The organism is Aquimarina sp. 433 (assembly GCF_054054605.1).
This window is the reverse complement of the sequence record NZ_JBSWZK010000007.1, coordinates 319252-327328: the sequence shown is the minus strand read 5'-3', so window position 1 is coordinate 327328 and position 8077 is coordinate 319252. Positions and strand designations below refer to the sequence as shown.

Genomic DNA, 8077 nt, shown 5'->3' with positions numbered 1-8077 from the left:
CACTTAAGCCACTCCAGCTGATCAAACCACCACTCTCACTTCCGCCATTACTGATACTTCCAATAGTCGTATATCCATCTGGAACCGTATCTCCTACGCCTACTCCCGTAGCATTGTTAGGGCCTTCATTGGTAACCGTAACACTAAAGGTAACGGTATCACCGGCACTGATCGTAGTACTGCCATCAGCATCGGTTGTCAATACCACACTCTTGGCAATACTTAAATCACTCGTCGGATTTACCGTTAAAGAAGCACTATTTTGTTCGTTAATACAAACATTAGCAGGATGCGTAACAATCACATTATATGTATTTCCATCTAAGGCAGTAGTTGGGTTTGTAATTGTTAATGTAGCTCCATTAAAACCACTATATATACCCCCATCTGTAGTTCCATTAATATCAACACCATTTCTTTGCCATTGGTACACAATAGCTCCTGACACATCTGTTGCAGGAGGCACTGTATAATCTGGGGTACCACTAGAGAATGTAGTAGTAGATTGAGCCGTAGCAACAACACTAAAAGTAGCCGTTTCTCCAGCATTTACTGTTTCATTAGCAGGTGTGGTGGTTACTGTTAATTGTGTAGCCACATATTCATTTCCTGTAATCCCGTCATAGCCTCCAGTACCACCAGTTACCAATCCACTTCCATCAAAACCAGTACCATCCAATACTCCATCTGCAGGAGTAGTATCCGTTCCTCCTGATTCTACCACATCATCACAACCATCATTATCACTATCCAGATCCAGTCCATTTAGGTCACCATCACCATCTACATCAGTATTACAAGAAGGCGTTAATAATAAATTAAACTGAAAGCTTCCTACAAAGCCTAAGTTTGTATATCTAATTTCTAATTGATCTCCTGCTGTTACTGGAAAACTAAACGAATCATTAGGTGAATCAGTAGCTCCACAACAAAAAGAAGCAAAGACTTGTCTTGTTCCATTGATAAAAAGCTCAAAAACATCATCCACACTAAATCCTGCACCACCGAAGTTTAGAGTTCCGTCTATATCTGCTACTCTTTTAAAAATTGTTTGATAATAGGGTTGAAAACCGACATCATCTACATTAGTTCCCACATAACTAGGAGGCACCAGACCTGTACTGGAATTGGTATCAAAAACACCTGGAGATGTTTGAGCATACGACCCTGATTCTGTGAAGCTTAGAGAATTACCTCCTACATAAGCTTCTCCTACAAAAGTAGGAGTACCTACTGAGCCATTTAATGTACTATTTTGATTACTATTCCCAAAAGTAGAACCAGCAATAGCAAAATGTCCACTATAGTACTCTGCATCCCAATATCCAACGCCAAAATTACCATCTTGAACTCCATCTGGAGTTCCTATAAGCACATCACTTACGTAACATTCATTACTATCTAATATTCCATCATTATCATCATCTAAATCTGTCCAGTCTGGTTCTCCATCCATATCTGAATCTACTGCCGACCCATTAATCGTAATGATAAGATTGGCATCATCTGTACTCCCTAATGCGTCTTCTAACGTGTAAGGAATCGTGTCCGTTAATGTTTGCCCTACTAGCAAGCTAGCTACCGCAGGATTTGTTGGATCTACCGTATAGGTATATGTTCCATCAGGATTTACGGTAATAAAACCATAAGTAGTAGCCACAGTGGTAGCACCAACTACAGGAGTTCCATTAATTATGATAACAGTAACCCCATTATCTCCTTGCCAAAAAATATCCGAAACACCTGCAATTTGACCTCCTGGATCCGAATCAGTTACATTAGGACCGTAATTATAAGACAAAACCAATTGATCAATAGGCCCATCAAAAGCCACATTAATATTTCCAGTAGCATCTGAAGGAACAGCGCTACCTAAACCATAGTAAGTATCTCCACCAGCATCTACGATACCTCCTGTAATTGTTTTTGTAAAAGTAACAGGAATACCATCTAAAAACCCTTGTATTGTAATTTGATCCTGCCAAACTGTACCCTGAGAATAATCAATATCCGTAACCAAAAACCCTAAATTAAAAACCTCCTGACCAAAATCTATTTGAATAGCGGTATCTTGGTTGGACAATGTAGCTGGATCTATATTAAATAATAAATACCCCGTATGCCCTCCATTTGTTGCAGTATTCTGTGAAGTTAAGTTACTAACTGTGCCAATACCATCTGGGTCCAAGGCCGTAAAATCTACTGTTATCCCATCAATCGTTAAAGAAGTCCCATTTACCGCAGCTCCATTAGTAAACTCATTCTCCCAAATTAAGGTTGATAAAGGACGATCCAATAAATCCTGTCCGTTTACTCCATCTCCTTCGATCAAGTTACTGCTGGCAGTGTTCTGCACGTTCACCGTTACACTGTTTACATCATCGACAGCTGTTGGGGGATCATCTACTCCATTGATTGTAATCGTTAAAATTCCATAATCAAAACCACCGGTAGTATCTTCGGCAGTGTACGCTATAATATCATCTAAACTCGTTCCATTTACCAATCCTGCAACTGCTGGATTCGTCGTGTCCACTGTATAGGAATACGATCCGTTTGATTGAATTGTGATGGTCCCATAAAGGGTACTATAGCTCATTCCTACTTCTGACGGAAAAACATTAACTTCTGATACTATGATCGAATCTCCTGGAGTTGCATCCGTATCATTGGCTAATACATCACCAGTAATGGGTGTGACCGAATTGGCTGCGATACTGTTAGTATCATCAACTACATCAGGCTGCGTAACTATATTAATAATAGTCTGCGAAGTAGAAGATCCTCCAGTAGAATCATTTAATGTTACATCTAAGGTTCTTACACCTTCTGTATAGGGAGAGGTTAAATCTCCATAAAAAATAAGAGCTATAAAATCCTCAAAAACATCATTAGGAATAGGATCACTAGTAGTTTCTGTAATCGTAAAGGTAGTCCCTGTGTGAGTTACTTGTAAAACAATTCCTCCCCCCATATCATAAGGAGGAAAAGAATTAGAACCTGTAAAAAAATATAAATCAAACCCAGTACCATTATTTATTGCCAATATTTCACTTGCATCCACATTTCCACTCACAGTAATAGTCGCACTAGATAATGTGCCTGTATCCGAAGTAATTTCCACTTGCCCTCTAGAAATCGGAAATACGTTTGTTGTAGTAGGCTCTAAAAAATATTCATAATTATTTCCGGGAGTAAGTGCGTCCAAATCCAAGGTAGGTGGATCTGTAGGTGATTTAGCCGAGAAAGACAGAGCAGAAAATGTTCGTTGAAATTTCACATCGGTTGCGGAGTTAATAGTATGGAATATAGGTCCTCCCATTCCTAACTCATAATCCATCTCATCTTTAGGGAATATCTCCTGATAAGCTTCTACCGTAACGGTAGAACCACTTTTCTGAGACATAACCATATTAGGCAACATCATTATTATACATAATAATAGCACTTGCAGCCATAAGAATTTTGTTCTACGTATATTTCCCTTTTGTAAAACACTTCTATTTAGACTAATAGAAAAAAGTTCTATTATCCAATTACATTTCAAATCACGCATAGGAGCTTCTTTTTATTAAATATCTACCTTCATAAAATCTTGATTCATCAAGATTTCACTTATTATTCTCTACTGGTATTTTTAATATCTACAGACATATTCATAAGAAATACTGTAGACCTGTAACATTCTCTCCTTGTCTAAACCTAACAAAAAGGATCATCACGATTTTTAATTATCGACAAAACTGATAGTTAACGTAGCTGAATTACCAATTACTATAGATCAATCGTTTTCATATTTAGTTTAGATAGGATGTTACACAATACAAGCAACTTTGTATACTTACTAAATTGCTTTATAAAAAATGTGGGGTAAGTAATAGCGTTACACCTTGTCCTTATATAGTTACTCCAAAAAGCATTATATAAGAAGGTGGTTTTCCCTTTCATTATCCGTTCCTTCTCTGATAAAAATCGGAACTCTTCATTAGGAAAAACATTAAAAAAAATAGGAATATTAGTAGTGCGTCTTATAAGAAAGACGATAGGTTTATTGTGAAATATATTATGTTTTACTGCTTGAGTAATTATTTTCATAGGCATCTTAGATCGTATTTATTTTTCCTCTTGCGACAAACAAATATTTTAGCATTCGTATCGTTTAAAAAAGCGATTATCACATCAAAAAATGTCTTTAAAAAACGATTATAAATCAACACTTAAATCTAACAAATTAATTCGCATAAAACAGCAAAATATAATTCAATTAATTTGTTAATTATTTTATGTTAAATTTTAACAACAAATCAACTAATGTACTTTAACATTTTAAATTTATAACTATTTAACTGATTATCAAAGATTAATAACCTCATTTTTTTTACTTAAAAACCGTAATTATAAAAAGAAAAATAAATATAAGGGGAAATAATACTTGTATATAAAAATAAATATTCCCTTAAATATTTAAATAAAATAATAATGAAATTTCCCTTATAAAAATCTAAAACATCCCGAAAAGAAAAAAGCTTTCCTACTGGAAAGCTTTAAAAGTAATTTATCTAGGAATCAATCGAATAATAGCCCTTTATTATTCTCCCGTAATACAAGTACATTGTCCTGTAAAAATGTTCCCCTGAACAGTACCTGGACAATAATCACTACAACTTGCCATCACATAGTCCCCACCATGGATCGTACTTTGCATACTTTTACTTAACACACTTACTTTTTTTAAATTCGCTAACTTTTTCATATTATATAAATTAAATAGTTATCTGAGAACATTTTAAGACACTCCCAGCTTGCGTCTGAAATTGATTAAAACTGCAAGATTACAATCACTAAATAAGCAATCAGTAACCACTAAAAAAACATTAAAAAGTTTGTGTGAATCAGATTATATATTCCCCTATAATTCTTATCAAATATATTGAAATACAACTATTTAAATTAAATATTATTACGGATAAACCTCAATTAACATCGAGATTAACACACTGTTAAAAAATAGGGGATTTTTCCCCTTTAAATAAAACCCTAAATATCAACACTTTTTAAAGCCTCTATTTTTAGCTTTAGACAACCCTCGCATCAAAAGATTAAAATCGTTAATCAAACATTCGGAAAAACAAAAAGGGACAGCAATTGCTGTCCCTTCTATTCTATATCTGTTTAAAAATTTCTCTATTATACGAATCCTCGTTTACGCGCTTCTTCTAATAATTTTTGATCATCTGCTTTAGCGATAGAGAACATTTCCTTTATTTGGTTCTTACGCTTTTCTATAGCACTTAACGACAAACTTACATAGTTAGGTAAATTCTTGGTTTTTACACCTCTAGATAAGTGATATAAAATTTTAAGATTTTTCTCATCTAGTGAGAAGTTGTTGGTCATCATTTTTCTAAAGTGATTATTTACCGTAGCACTATAATACGGAGTACCACTCACGATATTATTGAATGCCAACAATAACTCTGCAGAAGTAAGATCACTCTTGATTAAGAAACCAGATGGATTTATGTTCTTTAATATATTATGAATCCTATGATCCTCTCTATGCATCGTTAGGATAATAATTTTTGCCTTAGGCAATAACTCTTTAGCATGTTTTGCCAGATCTTCTCCAGAGGTGATAGAACCATCAGAAGAAGGTGGCAACTTAATATCTACAAAAAGCATATCATAAGGAGTCGTTTTAGAAGATTTTAGAATACTCTGATATGCATCATCACAATTAGATGCGATATCAATTTTGATTTGGTATTCTTTTTGGTTTTCTCCTAATAAGGTGTTCTTGTATCCTTCGATAATCATTGGATGATCATCAATCATAAGAACTTTTAACTTTTTCTTCATTTTTAAAATTTTGTCAGTTGTTATCCTATCTGGTTACTTATGTAACTACAATAAAACATTTATAGTATACTGAGTAAGTGGATATGACAACATTTACATTAATTAAATTGGTATACCTACAGATACTTTGGTACCTGCATCCTGATTACTAATAAAATCTACTACACCATTCATCTGGGTAACTCTGGATGTAATATTTTTTAAACCAATTCCTCTTTTTACCTTACTGCTTTTAAATCCGATTCCATCATCTAAAATAGTAAGATTTATTTTATCATCCACATAATCGAAGTTTATTTTTACGCTTTTTGCCTTTGCATGTTTAAATATATTCTGTAGCGACTCTTGTATAATACGGAATAGATTTACTTTTTTCTGATCATCTACTACTTCCCAATCAATGTTTTCATCATTCGCAAACTCGAACTCCATTTTATGTACCGTACACAGATCACTTACCAAACTTTCTACTACATCTACATAGGCAATATCTGGCGATAAGGTTTCGGTACCCAAATCATGCGAAATCAATCTTATTTCTCTTTCTATAGATTTAAGCTCTTCTATATATTTATTTCTAGCATCGGTAAATCCATCATTAGCACGCTGATTAATCCCATCTAAGCTTAATCGCACCCCAAACAATCTACCCAACACACCATCATGCAGTTCTTCGGACATACGGTGTTGTTCCATCTTACGCCCTTCTTCTAATTTTAGTTGCTGACTAAGTAGTAATCGATAAATCTCCTGGTTAGATTGTTGCTGCTTTTGCTCAAACAATAACTCTTTATTACTCTGCTGCTGCCTGAAGATGACATATCCTAATAAAAATAATACGGATAGTCCTAAAATAGCAAAGATTAAATACTGATTTTCTCTACTTATTGCAGTTAATTGCTGTTCCTTTTCTTCGGTTTCAAATCTAATACGAGCAAATTTATCCCTAAAAGACCTCTCCTCTTTTATCAAACTATCATTTAAAACTATATATTTCTGGGCGTATTCCAATCCTTCTTCCGAAGGTGAAACTTCTGATAATAATTGATAAGACTTTAACAGTTCTTCATTACTATTAATTTCTAGGGAAGCATCCTTAGCGCGATTGGCAAATAATCTTGAAATACTATCCTCATTTTGAAATTTATAATACTCTGAAAGATGTATCAAACTAGAAGGAAGACCTTTTACATCGTTTATACTATCTCTTATAGCCAAAGCTTTATGAAAAGAGCTTGGAATAGAATCCGAATCGTTTGATAGGAAATTAACATACGCTAAATTATCTATTATTGAAGCGTACCTCCCACGATCAGTTTTCAAATAAGACTTGTAAGCTAAAGCTTTTTTATAATATTCTCTTGCCTTATCATAGTTTCCTTGATATTTATAAACCTCCCCAATATTTATATAGCCTACTACAGCATGTAAGGTTGTTTTCTCCGTTTTTTTACCGTATTCAATTGATTTTAAATGATATTCAACAGCCTCATCATACTTCTCTAAATACCTAGAAACCCTACCAAGATTCGTATAACATAAAGTTAAATATCTTAAATTCCCAGAAAGCTCAAACTTTTGAATTGCTCGAATAGTTAATGCCTCACTCTCGGTATAATCATTGACTCTTCTTGAAATTTGCGCTAAATCAATTAAAACCTTACCGTAATCATAAGCATATTCAGACTGATCTCTTATTTTATTCTCGTCAAAAGCTGTGTAAATTTCTTTAGCTTCGTAGAAGTTCTTGAATGCAGTATTCAAATCAGTCTTTCTATAATAAAGACCATTATAAAAATATGTTTTTGCAAGACGAATTGAATCACCTATCGAACTAGCTATTTCAAAAGATTTATCGTTGAATTTTTTAAATTTCTCTAAATCTTTTAATCGATAATATTCCGTTGTTATATCAAAAATTATTTCTAATTTATCCGCATTGTCTTCTAACGTAGAAGCAATTCCATATGCTATTTCTAAATTATTTAGTCGTTCTGATGAACTTTTGCTCTTGTCTTGAGCAAGATCCATATGAGGTTTTATTAAATTTACCTTCATTTCTCCTTTTTGAATAGGATTTATAGACTCATTACAAGCCAATAAAATAAAAAAGGACACAAGCATAAAACAAAATCGCATTATTTTATTTTTTAAATAATTTATGAAATAAAATTAATAAAAAAAAGGTCACGAAATTATTCATGACCTTTTATGATAA

At 33.6% G+C, this 8077-nt stretch carries 4 protein-coding genes; all 4 read right to left on the bottom strand.

The window, feature by feature from the left end:
- Positions 1-3556: VCBS domain-containing protein (locus ACWNT5_RS16090; protein ID WP_456517914.1), on the bottom strand; the 3556-nt coding region annotated here is incomplete at its 3' end.
- Between the two features lie 1032 nt (positions 3557-4588).
- Entirely contained in the window at positions 4589-4753 is a 165-nt protein-coding gene (locus ACWNT5_RS16085) for a hypothetical protein (RefSeq protein ID WP_299607223.1), read from the bottom strand.
- A gap of 434 nt (positions 4754-5187) precedes the next feature.
- The gene (locus tag ACWNT5_RS16080) at positions 5188-5859 is read right to left on the bottom strand and encodes a response regulator (RefSeq protein WP_299607222.1); all 672 of its coding nucleotides are present in this window, start codon (positions 5857-5859) and stop codon (positions 5188-5190) included.
- Between the two features lie 102 nt (positions 5860-5961).
- On the bottom strand, positions 5962-7917 hold the full coding sequence (locus ACWNT5_RS16075) for a tetratricopeptide repeat protein (RefSeq protein ID WP_456517913.1): 1956 nt from the start codon (positions 7915-7917) through the stop codon (positions 5962-5964).
- Between the last annotated feature and the right edge of the window lie 160 nt (positions 7918-8077).

Excerpts from the sequence above, each read along its gene's own strand:
- ACWNT5_RS16085 (WP_299607223.1), bottom strand. The coding sequence starts at position 4,753 with ATGAAAAAGTTAGCGAATTTAAAAAAAGTAAGTGTGTTAAGTAAAAGT.
- ACWNT5_RS16080 (WP_299607222.1), bottom strand. The coding sequence starts at position 5,859 with ATGAAGAAAAAGTTAAAAGTTCTTATGATTGATGATCATCCAATGATT.
- ACWNT5_RS16075 (WP_456517913.1), bottom strand. The coding sequence starts at position 7,917 with ATGAAGGTAAATTTAATAAAACCTCATATGGATCTTGCTCAAGACAAG.